A 16,374-nucleotide genomic window follows, 5' to 3' on the forward strand; every position below is an offset into this window, starting at 1 on the left:
TACATCAATAATACCATTAAAATTGTACATACTAATATTGAGGTGATTATATGAATATTAAATTAGTTCTGCTTTCTACTCTATTATCTTTAAATTTATTTTCATCAAGCAGCTTTACAGGCAGCAGTATGAGCGAATATGCCTCCAATTTAAATACAAAAGAATATGATTGGTATTATGAGAGCAGAAACAATGGTGAACCCCCATTATCTCCAAAGGAAACTAGGGATATTATCAGCAAATATCCTGTATATTATCTAGGTAATACAGACAAGAAGGTCATATATTTAACCTTTGATGAGGGTTATGAAAATGGATATACAGAAAGAATACTAGACATCCTAAAAAAACATAAAGTACCGGCAGCATTTTTTGTAGTTGAACCCTATATAAAATCTAATCCTGAAATTGTTAAGAGAATGGAGGCTGAAGGTCATTTAGTATGTAATCACAGTGCCCATCATCCTTCTATGGCTTCAGTATTAGATTTAGAAAAATTCAAAATTGAGCTTCAAGAGGTAGAAAAAGTCTACAAAGAAGTTACTGGAAAGGATATAGCAAAATTTTTCAGACCCCCTATGGGAAAATATAGCGAGCTTTCTCTCAAATACACCACAGATCTAGGCTATAAAACTATCTTCTGGAGCTTTGCGTATAGAGACTGGATACCTGAAGAACAACCTTCTCACGATTTTGCCATGAATAAGATAGTCAATAAAACTCATAACGGTGCAATAATATTGCTCCATGCCGTCTCAAAAACCAATGCAGAAATATTGGACCAGTTGATTACAAAATGGAAGGCAGATGGCTACGAAATAAAATCCCTTGAAGAATTATAATACCCTAAAAGAAGGTGCTGTGTAAAACTACTTTTAACACAGCACCTTCTTTTTAACTTATCTTACTATTAACTTTGTTTATAATTTTGTTCTTCATGGCTTCATTTTTTTCTTTCGCAGCACTGATATACTTATTGATTTCATCCTTATAACCTATTTCATCAATCGAATTTAAATTGATGATTACATTTAACAATGCACTTTCAATAGAAGCATATAACATCAAAGCAGCAACACCCACATCTGATATAGCATTTTTATTTCCTAAATCCGCTAAAGAGTCTAATACTGGATAAAGCTTAAGACTTTCATCACAAAGCTTCTTTGGAGTTTCCAAGGCTACCTTATAACCTTCCATCACCGCTTTATTCCTAGCTTCAACCTCTTCTTCGGTATCCTTAGGAAGCTTATAAGCTTCTATAACACCCATAAAGCTTCTAGTATCCTCCTCCATAAGCTCTATATATTTATCAATAGATTCTTTGCAAGCCTCTAAGGAGCTATGAACTGTAGATTTTTCTTCTTCTGATAATTTTTCGAAGGCCTTTTTAGGTATAGTTAAATTACAAACCATACTACCTAATGCAGCAGCTAGCGCTGAAGACAGCCCAGCTACACTACCCCCTCCTGGAGCTGGAGAATTAGAAGCAAGATCCTGCAAAAAATCATTTATTGTCACATTCTTAAACATTTTTATTACCTCCTAAACAATTATATTATTATCTGCCTACATAAAATCGATAAATGAGTCCTGTTTGATTATCTCAAAACATTTATCAATCTCTTTATACATGATTACATCTTTATCTATAAATTTCACATTTTCTCTTATTTTATTATAAGCTATACATGTACCTTCTCCTAGTCTTTCTTCCTTTCTAAAATCTATAGCCTGACAGGCTGCAAAAATCTCTGTAGCTATTACTCTAAAGGCATTATCCAGTATTTTCCTGCTTTTAACTGCTGCAATAGTTCCCATACTTACATGGTCTTCTTGATTGGCTGAGGATGGAATAGAATCCACTGAAGCTGGATGTGCAAGAATCTTATTCTCTGATACCAATGATGCAGCAGCATATTGAGTTATCATAAATCCAGAGTTTAATCCCCCCTCCCTAGTAAGAAAGGGTGGTAAATCATTTAATTGATAGTTAACTAACCTTTCAAGTCTTCTCTCTGACACATTGGCCATCTCAGCTACAGCTATACCTAAAAAATCCATGGCCAGGGCTATAGGTTGTCCATGAAAATTACCTCCTGAAATCACATCCCCTTCTAGGGTAACTATGGGATTATCTGTTACAGAATTTATCTCAATTTCTATTTTTTCCTTAGCATATTCTATAGCATCCTTACTAGCTCCATGAATTTGTGGTATGCATCTTAAAGTATAAGCATCCTGAACTCTTAGCTCTCCTTGTTTAGTAGTAAATTCACTCCCTTTTAGCAGAGCCAGAAGGTTTTCTGCCGTTTTAATCTGCCCTTTATGATTCCTTATAGAGTGAACCCTAAGATCAAAAGCATCTGTAATACCTCTTAAAGCTTCTACCGTTAAAGCTGCAGACAGATCTGATATCTTAGTTAACTTAATAGCATCATATACGACCAAAGCTCCTATAGCCGTCATCACCTGTGTTCCATTTATCAAAGCCAGCCCTTCTTTATAGGATAGGGTAATGGTTTCTATCCCCGCCTCAATCATAGCTTCTTCTCCTGACATAATCCTTCCCTTGTACTCTGCCTCACCTTCACCAATCATAGGCAAAACCATATGTGATAATGGCGCTAAGTCTCCTGAAGCTCCCAGAGAGCCCTTCTCAGGTATTGAAGGATGTACACCTCTATTTAACATATCTATCAATACATTTAATGTATTTAAGCTTATTCCGGAATAACCTTTTGATAAAGCATTAATTCTGAGCAGCATAACAGCTCTAGTTTCATCCCTTTGTAAAATGGGACCACAGCCACAAGCATGGGAAATTATCAGATTTCTTTGAAGAGTATTACAGTCCTCTTGTGATATCTTAACATCTGAAAACTTACCAAAGCCTGTATTTATTCCATAAACTGTATGTTCCTCTTCAATAATCTTTTTTACAATACCTCTAGAAAATTCAATATTACGAATAGCATCCTGAGATAATTCTATCTCATATCCTTCTCTAGCTACCTGTATTACTTCCCTTAAACCCAAATCCCTGCCATTGATAATTATTTTTTTATCCATAAAAATTCTCCTATATTAGAATTATAGATAACTTATTCTCTAGAGAATCATAGTTTCCCTTTATTTTCAGCCTTTATAAATTGTCTGAATTTATTTAAAATTTTATCATATTAAATTGTAGAAACACAAAAAAATAAATGCAAGGAAGGACATTCTTATGCCATACACTTGCACTTATTTATATATGTTACTTTTATCAACTCTTTTTGAATAATTTTTTAAGGAAGCTTTCTTTATGCTGCTGTCTTATTATCGCCAAAGGATGAACATCCTCTCCCTTAATAATACTCTCGTTGTTATTATTTATCCAAGTATACAGCTCAGGATTAAGTTCTTTTAATCTTCTGTAAGCTTTACTTATTCTCGGACTTCTTCTTTGATTATTGTGTGCATCACTACCTAATAAATGAATCATATTATTTTTCACAAATAATTCCGCAGAATCCTTAGCAGCTTGTCCATAGACTCCTAATAAGCTTCCAGCGTTAACCTGAGCAAGCACTCCATCATCTATAAGTTCCATAAGAAATGTAGGTGACTGCTGAATTTTCAAATTACGTTCAGGGTGTGCAAGTATAGGCTTTACTCCTAATATTGACAATTCATAAAAAACATCCCTAGTGTAAATAGGAAAATCTCTCATAGGTAGCTCAATAAGCATATATTTTTCTTTATTTAACCCAAAAATTTTCCCTTGTTTAAAGTATTCAGGTAGCTTTGGATGCATATACAGCTCTAAACCAGGTATTAAATTAACATTCCCTTTATAAGCTTCAGTGAGCAGCTCAAATCTCTCTTTATAATCTTCTAAGGCAATCTCCTGCTCATTAATTATATAGTGAGGTGTAGCACATATATACTCTACTCGCTCCTCCTCTGATATGGAAAGCATGTCCAATGTCATTTCTTTACTTAATGAACCATCATCTACATTCCAAAGTATATGACTGTGAAAATCTATCCTTGTCATAATTATTCACTCTCTCCATAGTAGCTATAATACTTACTGTAATAATATGAATCTGCCTTTTCAGGTATTTTATTTAGAACAAAGCCTATTATCTTAGCTCCTACCTTATCTAGTAAATCCTTACTTTTCATAATAGAATTTTTATCAGTTTTACCATACACCGTAACTATAATTACCCCATCAGCAACAGTTGAAAGGATTTGAGAGTCAGTAACTGCTAATAATGGCGGTGCATCTATAAGTATATAATCAAAAATCTGCTGAAACTCAGTTAATATATTCTTCATTCTTTTGGATCCTAAAAGCTCTGAGGGATTAGGTGGTATAGGACCACTGGTGAGTACAAAGAGATTTTTCTGTTCTGTTACCTTTATACATTCTTCAATCTTTTTATTTTGCACTAATATATTTGTCAACCCTTCTAAATTAGATAAAGCTAGCTTCTTATGAATAGAAGGTTTTCTCAAATCGCAGTCTACTATAAGAACCTTGCTTCCACTTTGAGACAAGGTAATAGCCAGGTTGGTTAGAACCGTTGTTTTACCTTCTGCTGGCGCGCTAGAGGTTATAACAATGGTCTTCAAGCTATCATCAAAGGCAGAAAATTGTATATTAGTCCTCAAAGTTCTAAAGGCCTCTGCCGCTCTAGATTTAGGATTATCAAAGGATACTACATCTTTTATCATAACATTCACCTCTACTTTTCATCTGTTACTAGAGGAATTGCCCCTAATACTGGTACATTAAATAATCTTTCTAATTCTTCCTGGCTTTTTATAGTACTATCAAGATACTCGATTAAGAATATAACACCTACAGATAACATAAGGCCAAGAAAAAAAGCTATAGCAATATTTAAAAGTGGTCTAGGACTGTCTGGAGATGTTGGTAACACAGCGTCATCCATAAGCTGAACATTATCAACATTTCTAATTTCCATGCTTACTTTCTTCAAGGACTTCGCATATTGGTTGGCAATACTTCTAGCCAAATCTGCATCATCTGCTTTAACCATAATATTTAAAATTTCTGTATTACTTTTCACAGAAACAGAAATCATACTAATTAACTGTGAGCTTGACATATCTAAATTCAAAGCATCTATAACATCTTCGGCAACTAATCTTGTTTTGGCTATCTCTGTATAAGACTGAACTATCTTCTGATACATTAAAACATCGTTATAACTCTGCCCTGTTTCATCTCCCACTGAAGAGGTACTTCCAATTATTACTGATATATCAGCTTTATAGGTAGGTTTTATAAAGAAGTAGCTCACTAAAGCGCTTATTAAACTTGCCAGAAGAGTTATCACCACAACCAGTAGCCATCTCTTCTTAATAATCTGAAAATATTCCCTAAGTTCCATTAAATTTCCTCCTTGAATATAAGTTCCTTAATATCCGTTAATATTTCATCATTGCTATCTAGTTTTTCTGCAATAATAACATGTTGTTTAGCTTTTTCAATATCTTTATTGTAATAATAGCAAAGAGCTAAGTTGCAGCAAATATCGATACTTCTCGTGGCTTCGAAAGCTTTTCTCAAAAATTCAATGGCCATATCATAGTTTTTTATTGCGGCATAATTTATTCCAAGTTCATTTATAACATCTATAAAAGAATTATCTATGGCTAATGCCTCATTAAGATAATAAATAGCTTTCTCATAGAGCTCCAAGTTTCTATATGCCACAGCTATATAATATAAAAGATAAGGATCATCAGGATTTAGAGCTAGCCTCTCTAAGAGAATCTTCAGTGATTCTTCAGGCTTTGATGCTACAAGATCCGATGCCCTCTTATAGTCTAATTGTTCCTTAATATCCTCCATGACACCATGAAGCTCATCAGTTGCTTCTCCACCTCTTGCAATATAGTTGTGAATCTTAATATTAGCTAAACCTAAGTCTCCATCAGAATAAGCAATTAACCCTTCTATCAAGTCAGGATATTCATCGTTTGGATAGTATTCCTTATAATTCTCAAGAAGAGCAAGCTGTACATTTGAAAATTCAATATCTCTATTTCTTAATAACTCACCAACGTTTATGGCCTGTCTAAAAACCTCCTTATCATTATTAATCTCTAGCAAACCTCTTAAAAGCACAAAGGTCTTTTCAAATTCTTCCTTTTTAAAACACTCTGCTATTTTGCTTTTTATATAGTCTGAATTAACAGAATTGGAGGATAGGATAATCTTATACTGACTGCTATATTTAAAATACGGGTCAGCACCTAAAATATAAAACATCCCCTCAATAAAATAGACCATGGATAGATTTTCCTCTACCTTATCTCCATCAACAATGTATTGTGAGCTTATAGGTAAAAGTATAAAATCTTCTTTTAGAGAGTTTTCTTTTATTGGAAAGTATTCTGCAATTTTATCTGTTTTAAATTCTAAAAAGAGGTATCTATTTAAATTTTCTCTAAATTTTACGTTGTAATCCATTTTTCCACCACCTAAGAGATTTAAATGCTACAAATAAAGCAACTATTTATCCACTATTAATTCATTAACAAATTAATTATACTATATTTTACTATATTTTAAAGAGATAATTTGTAATCATGGTTGTTTTTAGTATTATTCACTAGCTCTTTAAATTAAATAAAGATTTATGGGAAAACCTTTGTCTTCCCATAAATCTTCTACTCTGAGCTTTGCTCTAAGTTTTGCTCTAAGCTTTTCTCTATGCTTATCAGTGCTATTATAGAGTCAATATTATCATTAATAGATATCTCTGAGCCTAGCTCTAAATCTGCTACCCTATAAACACTTCCTACCTGAGCTTTACTTAAATCAACATTTATAAATTTAGGTAACTTTTCAGGAGTGCAAGATATCTTAACACTATTTTTTTCTCTCTGTACAATTGCACCAGAGGTAGTTAATCTGTCTTCACCCACGTAATTAATTGGAATTTCAGCAGTTATAGTTTTACCCTTTGTTATTTCCTCCATATCTACATGGATTATCTTATGGCTCACTGAGTCCCTCTGAACTTCTTTAATAAACACCTTATGAGGCTCTTCTTCAACGATTAGATTTAAGATAGCGTGTTCTCCATTATTATGAATTTCTCTATTTAGTTCAAGTTCACTTACTTCAAAAAGGTAATTATTTCGATTTACTCCATACAATATTCCAGGAACCTTACCCTGCCTCCTAATTCTTCTAGCACTTTTACCTTTGAAATCCTGACGTATTGATCCATTTATATTTTCCATTGAAATCCCTCCTATATGGAATTATCTCCAGTAGATAACTATTTTATTCAATGGTTATACGATTTCTATTGCACTGTAAAAGTAATTAATCTATAATTAAATTGTTTTTCATAAGAACTTAATTTTATTATGAGAATATATAATAAAAACCACATAGAAGGAAGGTGCCGTATTCACTTGTATAAACTTAATCAAAATGAAACTCCTCTTTTTGATGCACTGATGGAATATGTAGATAGAGAAACAATACCTTTCCATGTTCCTGGGCATAAAAAAGGAGAAGGTATGGACGAAGAATTTAAAAACTTTATTGGGAAGAACCCCTTTAAAATCGATGTTACAGTTTTTAAGCTAGTTGATAGCTTGCATCACCCAACAGGACCAATAAAACATGCACAGGCCCTAGCTGCTGATGCCTATGGATCAGACGCTGCATTTTTCTCAATTCATGGTACTTCAGGTGCTATTCAGGCCATGATTATGTCCGTTGTAGGCAATGGAGATAAAATTATTGTTCCTAGGAATGTTCATAAGTCCGTTACAGCAGGCATAATATTAAGCGGTGCCCTTCCCGTGTATATGCAACCTGAACTTGATAAAAATATTGGAATAGCCCAGGGAGTAACCCCTGAAACTGTAAAAAAGACCCTAGAAAATAATCCGGACGCTAAGGCAGTACTGATTATAAATCCCACCTATTACGGGGTTGCTACGGATATAAAGAAAATTGCTGATATAGTCCATAGCTATGATATTCCTCTGATAGTAGATGAAGCTCATGGTCCCCACTTAGGTTTTAATGACAAGCTTCCAGTATCCGCTATGAACGCTGGTGCCGATATATGTGCACAAAGCACTCATAAGATTATAGGAGCCTTAACCCAATGCTCTCTACTTCATGTAAAGAGTAAGTATGTGGATACAAAAAGAGTACAGCAGGTATTAAACTTGCTTCAGACTACCTCTCCTTCCTATATTCTCATGGCCTCACTGGATTGTTCCAGGAGGCAGATTGCCTTAAATGGTGAGGATTTATTAAATCAAACTATAGCATTAGCTGAATATGCAAGGGATGAGATAAACAAAATTCCTGGCTTCTACTGCTTTGGAAAAGAGCTTTTAGGTAATCCTGGTGTTTATTCTATAGACCCAACAAAGCTTACCATTACCTGTCGGGAGCTAGGTATAACCGGATATGAATTAGATACTATTCTAGCTGAGAAATATCATATACAGGTAGAGCTTTCAGATTTATACAATGTGTTAGCCGTTGGTTCCTTTGGAGATACCCCAGAATCAATTGGTAGTCTCATTGAAGCATTAAAAGAGATAAGCGAAGATTACTCCGATAAAGGCAGGGTAAAACCAGATTTCTTTGATATACCACAAATACCAGAAAGTGCTCTCATACCTCGAGAAGCTTTTAACAGCAATAAGGTGTCAACACCTCTTATGGATAGTGTAGGAATGATAAGCGGTGAATTTTTATTGGCCTACCCTCCAGGTATACCTGTTCTCTGCCCTGGAGAAATTATAACACAGGAAATAATCGATTATGTTTATGACCTTAAAAAAGCCGGTTTATATGTTCAAGGAACAGAAGATCCTTCTGTAGAGAATATAAAAACTGTAAAAAGATAAAAACAAGCTATTTCTCAGCTCTATAGCTGCGAGATAGCTTGTTTTATAATATATTATAGCTCTAATCCAATTTTTAGAGCCTCAAGATTTAATTGAAAAAATGGCTCTTTTATATTATTTTTTAATATTCCCTCCCAGTTGAGCTCTTCCAGCTCACAGGCTTTAATCAGAGCTCCTAAGAGAATTATATTCTGTATTCGTAAATCACCTATTCTTTGTGATTCACCATAGGCATTTATTGCTTTCAGTTCTATGCCCTCCTCTAATAATTCCGAGAAAATCATTTCAGGATAATTTTCACCACCTACTAAAACCGTCACTGGTCTTATCTCATAATCATTAATTATTACCCTGCCTTCAGGCTTTAAATACTTAATCCATCTGGCAGCTTCGATTTTCTCAAAGGAAACAATAATATCTACTGTTCCCATCTCTATTAATGGAGAATAAACCTTCTCTCCATATCTCACCTGAGTAACAACACTACCTCCCCTTTGAGCCATGCCATGAACTTCAGACATCTTTACATCAAAGCCATGTTTTAACAGACCTTCGGTAAATATTTTTGAAGCAAGTATTGTTCCCTGACCCCCAACACCAACAAATAAAATATTCTTATTCATATCATACCACCTTCTCAATAGCACTAAACGGACATACCTGCTTACAAATTTCACAACCATTGCATTGTGCTGCGTCTATAGCCACTGTACTTTTCTTAAAGCTCAAAGCCGGACATCCAGTTCTTAAGCATGCCTTACATTTTCTGCATTTTTCAATATTTACATGACATTTTAGCCCTTTTCTCATCCTTATTACGTCCTTTTTTAGAGCACAGGGTTCCTTAGTAACTATTACGAAGGGCTCCTCTGAAGCCTTCGCCTCTTTAATGGCTTCTCTAAGCTTCTCTAGGTTATAGGACTCAATAACCCTCATATTTTCTTTCTTAATCCCTAAGGAGAGAACTATGTTCTCTATTGGAATTACTGGTGCTTCTTTTCCCATAAGAGTTTTTCCCGTCCCTGGATTTTCGTTATGCCCTGTCATCCCAGTGGTTCTGTTATCCAATATACAGGTAACAATAGGCTCATTATTATAGATTGAATTAATAAGACCAGTTATACCTGAATGAAAGAAGGTTGAATCTCCTATAAAAGCAAATATCTTTTTATAATCACCTCCAAGCCTTCTGGCCTTACTTAATCCTATTCCACCTGAAATTGATGCTCCCATACAAATCACCGTATCTGTTACATTTAAAGGCGGCATCATTCCTAGGGTATAGCATCCAATATCTCCAGTAGCTATTATATCTTTATGCTTTGCTACCTCATAGAATATTCCTCTGTGAGGGCAACCAGCACATAAGACAGGGGGCCTATTGGGAAGCTTTCCACTATAATTATAGGTAATGTTAGGCTTATCACCTAAAATAGACTCCCTAATTATTTCAGGATTTAACTCACCGCATATAGGTATCAAGTCCTTACCCTGGCAGCTTATGCCCATAGTTTTTACATGATTTTCTATAAAGGGCTCATTTTCTTCAACTATAATAAGCCTGTCCACCTTTCCTGAAAACTCCTGTATAAGTTTATCCGGCATTGGATAGGTAAAACCTAACTTTAGGTATGAAACAGTTTCCCCGAAAACCTCTTTGCAATATTCGTAGCTAATTCCGCTGGTAATTATCCCTAGAGTGCTTCCATGGAACTCCATTCTATTTAAAGAAGATTTATTAGATTCTTCTCTTAGCTTGTTAAGCCTCTGTTCTACCTCTATGTGTTTGGGCCTTGAATTGGCAGGTATCATTATATACTTTTTTGTATTCTTTTCATAATTCTTAACTGGCTTTTCTACTCTCTCTCCCACCTCTACAATACTCTTTGAATGAGAAACGCGAGTGGTAAGCCTAAAAAGTACAAGGGTATCGTACTCTTCGCTTATTCGAAAGGCTTCCTTCATATAATCAAGACATTCCTGAGAATTAGAAGGTTCTACCATACAGACCTTAGCATGAGGAGCATAAAGTCTGTTATCCTGTTCATTTTGTGAGGAGTGCATTCCTGGATCATCTGCGGTCACAACGACAAAACCACCATTTACGCCTTCATAAGCCATGGTAAATAACGGATCCGCAGCAACATTCAGGCCCACATGCTTCATTGCTGTAAGGCTTCTTGATCCGCCAATAGAGGCACCTGCTGCCACTTCAAAGGCTACCTTTTCATTTGGTGCCCATTCACCATAGACCTCAGGATAAGTGGCAAAGCTTTCAAGAATCTCTGTACTTGGCGTTCCTGGATATGCAGATGCAATGTGGCAGGATGCTTCAAAAGCGCCTCTTGCACAGGCTTCATTTCCAGACATGATTACTTTCATAAATGTTTCCTCCTAAATAAAATTTCCTCAATTTTAATAGTATTTTTTCTCTAGCAAATCTAAATAAACTTAATCTCTTTAATCACCATGAAAAACATATTTTATACATTTATTTGATACCATGAACCTAAAGTAAACCATTACATAAAGCTTGAAAAAATTTAGTCGTATGTTCACTGATTTACATATCTCCAAGGCATTAAATATACAATCTATTCTTCCTATTACAGTATAGGGATTTTGTTACAGTTTTGTCAATTCCTTCTGATAAAGCTTTAAAAGGCAGGCTTCAAAAGCCTGCCTATCTATAATTATTTTATTGTTACTACTGTTACTCCAGTACCACCTTCTCCATATTCTCCAAGCCTAAAGTCTGCTACATGAGGGTGGCTGTGAAGCATGTCTGTAATTGCCTTTCTCAGGATACCAGTACCCTTTCCATGGATAACAGTAACCTCTGATAAACCTCCTAGATATGCCTCATCGAGATACTTATCTGTGTTATAAATAGCTTCTTCTGCATCCATTCCTCTTAAATCAATTGAAGTACTTACATTCTTTAAATTTAAATTTATTTTTCTGTTACTTTTTTTCTTAACTTCTTCTTTTTCATTACTCTCATAGAGCTCAGAAACCTTTACGCTTATTTTCATTATTCCAGCCTGTACTTGCACCTCACCCTTGCTATCAGGCTTAGTTAATATTATCACCTTTTGATTAAGCTTAGGTAAAAAAACCTCATCTCCAGGATTGGCTTCCTTTATTGCCTTACCTTTAGATTTTCCTTCTAGACTTTCTTTACTTTCTAGCTTATCAATACTATCCTTTAGACGCTTTCTCTCTTCCTCCAGCTTTCTTCTAGCATCAGAAGAGTATCCTAACTTTTCTAAGTCTCTAATATTCTTTAAAATTTCATCAGCCTCAGCTTTGGCTTCTTTAATTATATTTCTCGCTGCTTTCTTAGCCTCAGCTTGAGCACTTTCTCTAATCCTATCAATCCCTGCAAGCTTGTTTTCCAGTTTATTCTTTAATTCTTCTACTTCTTTTTTTCTTTCCTCAGCTACTCTTGCATCGGTTTCAGCTTTTATTGATTTCTCTTGAAGCTTCTGTATTAAGTCTTCAAATTTAAGCGACTCATCAGAAATAAGATTTTTAGAGCTATCAATAATGTGATTAGGAAGCCCTAGTCTTCTGGAAATTTCAAAGGCATTAGATTTTCCAGGAACTCCAATGAGAAGTCTGTAGGTTGGTCTTAAAGTTTCAACATTAAATTCTACAGAAGCATTTTCAACCCCAGCAGTTCTTAATGCATACCCCTTTAGCTCACTATAATGTGTTGTCGATAATATTTTCGCTTTCTTTTCGCGAAGATATTCAAGGATTGCAACAGCCAGAGCTGCACCTTCCGTCGGGTCCGTTCCTGCTCCAAGCTCATCTAATAACACTAGAGAGGAATCCTTAGCCTCCTCAATTATTTTAACTATGTTAGTCATGTGTGAGGAGAAGGTTGAAAGACTCTGTTCAATACTCTGCTCATCGCCAATATCAGCATATATTTCTGTAAAAAAGCCCAGTGTTGAATTTTTACGAACAGGCACTAGAATACCGCTTAATGCCATGAGATGTAATAATCCTACTGTTTTTAAAGTTACAGTTTTTCCTCCTGTATTAGGTCCTGTTATTATAAGAGAATTAAAATCCTTACCTAAGTATACATCACTGGGAACAACAATACTCTGATCTATAAGAGGATGTCTCCCTTCAATAATGTCTATATGGCCCTTTTCACTGATAGAAGGCAGTTCACAATTTATCTCGCTGGCATATTTACCTTTTGCAAAAATGAAATCTAATTCACAAATTATATTTTCATTATTTTTCACAGCATCTATATTGCTATATACCTGAGAAGAAAGCTCCTCCAGTATCCTCTCTATCTCTGCTTTTTCTTTAAGATGCAGCTCTTTTATCTCATTATTCAGTTCAACGAGACTCATTGGTTCAACAAATATAGTAGCCCCTGAGGAACTTTGGTCATGTACTAATCCAGGCACCTGAGATCTATATTCTGCTCTTACAGGTAATACATATCTATCCCCTCGCATAGTATACAAATTGTCCTGAAGATACTTTGCATTGCTTCTCATAAGCTGTAATATCTTATCCCTGATGGACGAATTTTTTTCTCTTAAGCTTCTTCTTATATTATATAGCTGAGTGCTGGCATGATCGGCAATTTCTTCTTCACTTATAATTGCCTTAAATATTGAATCTTCTAGGGACTTAAGAGGAAGTATAAGACCAGCTATATCCTCTAAGCTCTCAAAAGGAGTTTCATTTTCCTTTCTAGCCATAAATCCCTGTAGGCCCCTACCGCATTTCATCACCTGTGCTATTCTTAACAGCTGTTCTGGATTTAATATTCCTCCCTTTTCAGCTCTTATCACTGCCTGACTTATATCATAAAGGCCTTCAAAAGGAGGTGAGCCTTTCTTGTATAAAATATTCAGTGCTTCATAGCTCTCCTGCAGCTTTTGTCTCACATCATTTATAGTAGTAAAGGGAGCTAAGGACATTATATTATCCTTTGCCTTTGTTGTTATTGCATATTGTGCGATTTTCTCTTTAATTTTATAAAACTCTAAGACTCTCACAGCTTTATCATTCATATTTTCACCTCTTTACTCTACTCCTCTTTTATAATGTCCACGGGTAAAGGTATTATCATCATAATTTTTATTCTTACCTATATAATTAAGAACTTCCATAGTCTCCTCATAGTTTTCATTGGTAAGTTCAACTCTCAAGGTACTTACTCCCATCTCTCTAAGTTCTGCCTCTTTGTCTAAAAGATTTAAGGGAACAGAATTTAACAAGGAGCATCGGCAGTATCTATCAGTAATCAGTGGAATTTCTTTATTTGTTCTGTCCTTAAGATAAAATTCTCCCTTATCACATGCCTTGCTGCAGCTTTTATTAGAAGTTTTTCCTCCAACTATACTGCCTATTGGGCAGTATTCCATTATCATAGTTTCAAGCTTTCCGTAGGCCATAATCATAGCAGGCATAGAGGAGGTCTTTAATTGCTCTTCTATTTCCTTCTTATTAAGCTCCACACTTAATGTATAGCTCTTAATTAGATTGGCATAAAACTCTACTCCATAGGAGTTATAAAGGTTGAGCTTATAATCTCCTATTACATTAGCTTTTTCTTGAAAATGTTTCATTATAGCTAAATTTGAGGTTATTATCCCTTGAGCCTTATGGATATTCCGCTCTAAAACTTTAATTATCTGAGGCAATTCTTCCTTTATTATGTTTGGAGTCTTCAAATAAAAGCTCTTTCCCTCTAGCATCTCTAAATCTTCTTCTAAAATACTATTTTTTCTAGTGAATAAGTTAACTATTGCACCATCTCTGTCTGCATCAATAAAAGCTTCAAGCTGTTCCTTAGTATTTATAGTGATTAAATATGGCATTAATTTAATAGCTGCAGCTTTATTTTCCCTGTCATTTAGAGTAGAAGCATTATTGCTTCTGGACCTGCTACTTCTTCTATATCCTTCAGTTACAGAAGTAACTATCATATCTAATAATCTTCTTCTACAATCATTTATTTCAGATATAGGAAGAAAGCCTTCCTCACATTGATCACTTTCTACCTTAGTAAGATTAAAGGGCATTGTACCAATCTTCGCGAGGTTATCCTCTATTCTTTCTTTACTAAGGGGCTTATTGATAGCTTCTGCTACGATTCCACCATCTACAGTGTAGTTCTTTCCTTTATATATTCCTTTTAGTATAAACTTCTCACCCTTCCTAAAGGTGTAAAACAACTGTAAATCTCCGTATGGCTTTATTGGAGTCAAATTAGAGTATTTTTCCATAAGCGCATTACTAAGGGTCTTAAAGAGCTTATCCCCTGGTTTGTAATTTAAAGGATAGAGTTTAACCTTATCCCCTGCTGCTGCACTGGATATAATCTCTCCATCTTTTATAATTTTTGATACAGTAAAACCCTTATCCTTATAGCTAATTCCATCCTTTAGACTTATACCTTCCTGAAGAACTATTGATAAATCTTTATTAGCCTTTCCTATATATAGCCCAGTATTTTTAGGGGACTCTGTAGCCATTAGCTCAATCCCTGAGTTTCCATAAAAAAATGCTTTATTAAAGCCCTGTCGGTTAAAAAGCTGCATAAGCTCTTTATTGGCTTCCTTTTTATTAAAGCTTCCTGTACTTCCTTGTATTATATTCAATGCTTCTCTGTAGTTTCTTACTACCCCTGCTACATATTCAGGCTTCTTCATTCTTCCTTCAATTTTTAGAGAAGAAGCGCCAGTGGCAACTACATCCTGTAGATACTCAATAGTGCTTATGTCCTTAGGACTTAAAAGATAGCCTTGCTTCTCATCTCCAGTATATTTATTTATAAGAGTATAGGGCATCCTGCAGGCCTGGGCACATCTGCCTCTATTACCGCTCCTGCCTCCAATAAGACTGCTTATAAGACACTGACCAGAATAGCTTATACATAAAGCTCCATGGACAAAAATCTCTGTTTCAATCCCTAATTCTTTGGAGATATACTCTATTTCTTTAAAAGATAACTCTCTTGATAGGACAATTCTTTTAAATCCTTTATCTTTTAGTAGCTGAGCACCCAACCCATTATGCACCGTCATCTGCGTAGATGCATGAATTTCAAAATCAGGGTATTCATATCTTAAATATTCAGCTATCCCAGGATCCTGTATTATTAAAGCATCTACACCAATTTTATATAAATCATCAATATATTTTTTTGCTTCAGCAATTTCATTGTTCTTTATGAGAGTGTTCATGGTCACATATACCTTAACATCCCTAATATGAGCATAATCCACTGCCATCTTTATTCCTTCATTATCGAAATTTCCAGCATAGGCTCTAGCTGAAAACTTATCTCCACCAATATAAACTGCGTCAGCACCAGCACTTATCGCCGCTATAAAAGCCTCTTTAGTACCTGCTGGAGCTAATAGCTCTATTTGTTTCATGTCTCATCTCTCCTATTCACAAATATTATATACA

13 protein-coding genes are annotated in these 16,374 nt (G+C 35.0%); 2 read left to right on the top strand and 11 right to left on the bottom strand.

Annotation, left to right across the window (positions count from 1 at the left end):
- The first annotated feature begins 50 nt into the window (after positions 1-50).
- Complete coding sequence (pdaA, locus tag ACPWSR_RS17325) at positions 51-842, top strand: delta-lactam-biosynthetic de-N-acetylase (protein WP_426349476.1); 792 nt, start codon at positions 51-53, stop codon at positions 840-842.
- Between the two features lie 52 nt (positions 843-894).
- On the opposite strand, the gene ACPWSR_RS17330 is transcribed toward pdaA, so the two are convergent.
- The 7 genes from ACPWSR_RS17330 to ACPWSR_RS17360 form a co-directional block, all read right to left on the bottom strand.
- Positions 895-1,533 carry a cyclodeaminase/cyclohydrolase family protein gene (locus tag ACPWSR_RS17330; protein ID WP_426349477.1) on the bottom strand — a complete coding sequence of 213 codons (639 nt, stop codon included), beginning with the start codon at positions 1,531-1,533 and terminating at the stop codon, positions 895-897.
- A gap of 36 nt (positions 1,534-1,569) precedes the next feature.
- Positions 1,570-3,072, bottom strand: coding sequence for a histidine ammonia-lyase (hutH, locus tag ACPWSR_RS17335; protein WP_426349478.1), 1,503 nt, complete (start codon positions 3,070-3,072; stop codon positions 1,570-1,572).
- 196 nt (positions 3,073-3,268) lie between these two features.
- The gene (locus ACPWSR_RS17340) at positions 3,269-4,042 is read right to left on the bottom strand and encodes a tyrosine-protein phosphatase (protein ID WP_426349479.1); all 774 of its coding nucleotides are present in this window, start codon (positions 4,040-4,042) and stop codon (positions 3,269-3,271) included.
- Positions 4,043-4,044: 2 nt separating this feature from the next.
- On the bottom strand, positions 4,045-4,728 hold the full coding sequence (locus tag ACPWSR_RS17345) for a CpsD/CapB family tyrosine-protein kinase (protein ID WP_426349480.1): 684 nt from the start codon (positions 4,726-4,728) through the stop codon (positions 4,045-4,047).
- Between the two features lie 11 nt (positions 4,729-4,739).
- A complete protein-coding gene (locus ACPWSR_RS17350) occupies positions 4,740-5,411 on the bottom strand; it encodes a YveK family protein (RefSeq protein ID WP_426349481.1) in 672 nt (223 codons plus the stop codon).
- Positions 5,411-6,496 (bottom strand): hypothetical protein, encoded by a 1,086-nt coding sequence (locus tag ACPWSR_RS17355; RefSeq protein ID WP_426349482.1) that lies wholly within the window; start codon positions 6,494-6,496, stop codon positions 5,411-5,413. The genes ACPWSR_RS17350 and ACPWSR_RS17355 overlap by 1 nt, the downstream gene beginning before the upstream one ends.
- Before the next feature lie 200 nt (positions 6,497-6,696).
- Entirely contained in the window at positions 6,697-7,275 is a 579-nt protein-coding gene (locus ACPWSR_RS17360) for a 50S ribosomal protein L25 (protein ID WP_426349483.1), read from the bottom strand.
- Between the two features lie 177 nt (positions 7,276-7,452).
- Here ACPWSR_RS17360 and ACPWSR_RS17365 point away from each other — a divergent pair, with 177 nt between their 5' ends.
- Complete coding sequence (locus tag ACPWSR_RS17365; protein WP_426349484.1) at positions 7,453-8,916, top strand: aminotransferase class I/II-fold pyridoxal phosphate-dependent enzyme; 1,464 nt, start codon at positions 7,453-7,455, stop codon at positions 8,914-8,916.
- A gap of 53 nt (positions 8,917-8,969) precedes the next feature.
- Here the strand turns inward: ACPWSR_RS17365 and ACPWSR_RS17370 are convergent, their stop codons facing one another.
- From ACPWSR_RS17370 to ACPWSR_RS17385, 4 genes are all read right to left on the bottom strand, one after another.
- Entirely contained in the window at positions 8,970-9,539 is a 570-nt protein-coding gene (locus ACPWSR_RS17370; protein WP_426349485.1) for an indolepyruvate oxidoreductase subunit beta, read from the bottom strand.
- A 1-nt stretch (position 9,540) separates the two neighbouring features.
- Complete coding sequence (gene iorA, locus ACPWSR_RS17375) at positions 9,541-11,298, bottom strand: indolepyruvate ferredoxin oxidoreductase subunit alpha (protein ID WP_426349486.1); 1,758 nt, start codon at positions 11,296-11,298, stop codon at positions 9,541-9,543.
- A gap of 311 nt (positions 11,299-11,609) precedes the next feature.
- On the bottom strand, positions 11,610-13,967 hold the full coding sequence (locus ACPWSR_RS17380) for an endonuclease MutS2 (RefSeq protein WP_426349487.1): 2,358 nt from the start codon (positions 13,965-13,967) through the stop codon (positions 11,610-11,612).
- 12 nt (positions 13,968-13,979) lie between these two features.
- Positions 13,980-16,340, bottom strand: a complete 2,361-nt coding sequence (locus tag ACPWSR_RS17385) for a DUF3656 domain-containing U32 family peptidase (RefSeq protein WP_426349488.1) — start codon at positions 16,338-16,340, stop codon at positions 13,980-13,982.
- Between the last annotated feature and the right edge of the window lie 34 nt (positions 16,341-16,374).

Source organism: Alloiococcus sp. CFN-8 (genome assembly GCF_049943125.1).
Classification (GTDB): Bacteria; Bacillota; Clostridia; order Clostridiales; family Clostridiaceae; genus JAEXZL01.

Excerpts from the sequence above, each read along its gene's own strand:
- ACPWSR_RS17385 (WP_426349488.1), bottom strand. The coding sequence starts at position 16,340 with ATGAAACAAATAGAGCTATTAGCTCCAGCAGGTACTAAAGAGGCTTTT.
- ACPWSR_RS17380 (WP_426349487.1), bottom strand. The coding sequence starts at position 13,967 with ATGAATGATAAAGCTGTGAGAGTCTTAGAGTTTTATAAAATTAAAGAG.
- ACPWSR_RS17345 (WP_426349480.1), bottom strand. The coding sequence starts at position 4,728 with ATGATAAAAGATGTAGTATCCTTTGATAATCCTAAATCTAGAGCGGCA.
- ACPWSR_RS17370 (WP_426349485.1), bottom strand. The coding sequence starts at position 9,539 with ATGAATAAGAATATTTTATTTGTTGGTGTTGGGGGTCAGGGAACAATA.
- ACPWSR_RS17350 (WP_426349481.1), bottom strand. The coding sequence starts at position 5,411 with ATGGAACTTAGGGAATATTTTCAGATTATTAAGAAGAGATGGCTACTG.
- ACPWSR_RS17355 (WP_426349482.1), bottom strand. The coding sequence starts at position 6,496 with ATGGATTACAACGTAAAATTTAGAGAAAATTTAAATAGATACCTCTTT.
- pdaA (WP_426349476.1), top strand. The coding sequence starts at position 51 with ATGAATATTAAATTAGTTCTGCTTTCTACTCTATTATCTTTAAATTTA.
- ACPWSR_RS17360 (WP_426349483.1), bottom strand. The coding sequence starts at position 7,275 with ATGGAAAATATAAATGGATCAATACGTCAGGATTTCAAAGGTAAAAGT.
- iorA (WP_426349486.1), bottom strand. The coding sequence starts at position 11,298 with ATGAAAGTAATCATGTCTGGAAATGAAGCCTGTGCAAGAGGCGCTTTT.
- hutH (WP_426349478.1), bottom strand. The coding sequence starts at position 3,072 with ATGGATAAAAAAATAATTATCAATGGCAGGGATTTGGGTTTAAGGGAA.
- ACPWSR_RS17330 (WP_426349477.1), bottom strand. The coding sequence starts at position 1,533 with ATGTTTAAGAATGTGACAATAAATGATTTTTTGCAGGATCTTGCTTCT.
- ACPWSR_RS17340 (WP_426349479.1), bottom strand. The coding sequence starts at position 4,042 with ATGACAAGGATAGATTTTCACAGTCATATACTTTGGAATGTAGATGAT.